We start from the raw sequence: 1693 nt of genomic DNA, 5'->3' as shown, positions 1-1693 counted from the left end.
GGATTGCTGTTATTTTATTAGCCAGAATATTAAAAACATTATCTATATTTAAATTGTTCTTGGTTAGAATAGTTCCGATATATTTTACTCGATCGTTAACAAAATCAACCTGCAGCATATCTCTGATCATCAGTCGCATAAAATCTTTTGTTTCAACTTCAACTTTTAAGGGAACTTTTTTTTTCGACAATTTTTCCAGAATAGATCGAATATTAAAATGAAATAAATTAGAAGAATTTGCAAAAAGATCAAGATCAAGGGAAAACCTTTTGGCATAATAAAAACGACTTAAGCAGGTGCCACCAGTTAAATAAAATTCGGTTGTCTCCTCGAAGATGATATCCAATACTTCATCTTGTATTTCGTATAACCTTTTATAATCTATAGTCTCCATTCCAACTCCGGTATTTTTACATTTTCCTGTAAAAGAAGATGTCTGACAATGCGATGACGCAAATCCAGAAAATCATGATTGAATTGCGGGACTTTATAATTTCCAACCAAATCGATCAGATCAACTTTGTCAAAAACCATCAGATCGCTCAGCACATTTAGACTATTGCAGAATATCTTTTCAAATACGAACTTCTTTAATTTTTTATCATCGGAATTTATGTATTTTTCCACATCCAGCACCCTAAGTTTGTATTCCCAGAAACAATGTTTAATTATCTCTCCGTCAGGTTTCTTTTTTTGATATTTGATCATTGTTATTTATCCATAAACTGCATCTCATAAAGCGTTTTGTATCTTTCGCAACTTTTCAGCAATTCTTCATGATGACCGATACCAACGATCTTTCCCTGATCAAGAACGATGATTTTATCGGAAGAGAGAACCGTTGAGAGACGATGAGCGATCACGATCACGGTTCTATTTTTTGTTGCCTGTTCTATCGCTTTCTGGACTTTCCGTTCTGCTTCCGTGTCAAGCGAACTGGTTGCTTCGTCAAAAATGAGGATGGGTGGATTGCCGACAATGGCACGAGCAATACAGAGTCTCTGTTTCTGACCTCCGGAAAGATTGGAGGCTTTAGGATGAAGAAAATGGTCGTATTGTTCAGGAAGATTATCGATAAATTCATCTGCAAAGGCGATACGAGCTGCATCTTCTATTTCTTTTTGAGAAACAGGTTTCAGGGTTCCATATCCGATATTGTTTTTGATGCTGTCTGTAAATAAAATAGACTCCTGGGTTACGATTCCGAATAGATTGCGCAAATCTTTCAAATTTATTTCCTTTACGGAAGTTCCATCGATCAGAATTTTTCCGGATTTGACATCATACATTCTCGGTAAAAGATTTACAAGAGTTGTCTTCCCGGAACCACTGCTACCAACGATCGCAACTTTCTCTCCTTTGGAAATATCGAAAGATATATCCTTTAATATTTCCTTTTCTTCATCATATTGGAAACAAACTTCCTGCAATTCGATCTTATCATGAAAATTACTTTTTCTTAATTGCGATTTGCTTTCTATGATTGATTCTTTGCGATTTAGAATTTCAGATACTCTTTCGATTGAAACTAATGCTTTGCGGATATTTGCATAAGCTTTGGTAAGGATCTTCAAAGGATAAAGCATGGAAAATACAGCCAGGATGAATGCAATAAAATTCCCGAAAGTAAAGTCGCTGTTTCCGGAAAGAACCTGTTTCCCACCGATCAATAGAACGACGACACCGGTAATCG

At 35.7% G+C, this 1693-nt stretch carries 3 protein-coding genes; all 3 read right to left on the bottom strand.

The window, feature by feature from the left end:
• A partial coding sequence (locus tag ENL20_03250) for a hypothetical protein (GenBank protein ID HHE37573.1) occupies positions 1–394 on the bottom strand: 394 nt, incomplete at its 3' end.
• Positions 382–708: a hypothetical protein gene (locus ENL20_03245; GenBank protein HHE37572.1), complete on the bottom strand. Its 327-nt coding sequence runs from the start codon at positions 706–708 to the stop codon at positions 382–384. The genes ENL20_03245 and ENL20_03250, both read right to left, overlap by 13 nt.
• Before the next feature lie 2 nt (positions 709–710).
• Positions 711–1693: ABC transporter ATP-binding protein (locus ENL20_03240; GenBank protein ID HHE37571.1), on the bottom strand; the 983-nt coding region annotated here is incomplete at its 5' end.

The sequence above is a fragment of the Candidatus Cloacimonadota bacterium genome (assembly GCA_011372345.1).
Classification (GTDB): domain Bacteria; phylum Cloacimonadota; class Cloacimonadia; order Cloacimonadales; family TCS61; genus DRTC01.
Note: the sequence above shows the minus strand (reverse complement) of the source record. Positions and strands in the feature narration are given on the sequence as shown.